The 440-nt window shown below is 74.5% G+C and carries 1 pseudogene; it reads left to right on the top strand.

The features are described 5' to 3' along the window. Window positions 1–440, top strand: a pseudogene (locus G3I65_RS27770) (hypothetical protein); the annotation flags it as partial.

Here is a 440-nt window from a genome sequence, read left to right as displayed (position 1 = left end):
CCGCGGCCGAGCGCGCCTACGCGCGCCGCGCCCAGCGGGCCGACCTGCTCAAGGAGCGCGAGCCGCGCCCGGAGCCCAAGTCCGCGCCGGGGACGCCCGCGCCGAAGCTCAAGCTGAAGCTGCGGCTGCCGAAGTCGCGGGCCTCGTTCGTGCTGATGATGATGGCGCTGCTGGCCGTCGGCGTGGCCACCACGCTGTGGCTGTCCACGCAGGCGATCGCCGACTCCTACCGGCTCGAGCAGCTGCGCACCACCAACGCGAGCCTGGCCGAGGCGAAGGAGCAGCTCCAGCGCGACGTCGCCAAGGCCGAGTCGCCCGCTTCGCTGGCGCCCGCCGCCCAGCAGCTGGGCATGGTGCCCGGTGGCGACCCGGCGCGGATCGTCGTCGGCCCGGACGGCAGGACCTCGCTCGTCGGCGAGCCCAAGAAGGCGAAGGAAGAC

Source organism: Amycolatopsis sp. SID8362 (assembly GCF_010550475.1).
GTDB lineage: Bacteria > Actinomycetota > Actinomycetes > Mycobacteriales > Pseudonocardiaceae > Amycolatopsis > Amycolatopsis eburnea.
This window is presented reverse-complemented; position numbering and strand designations above follow the sequence as displayed.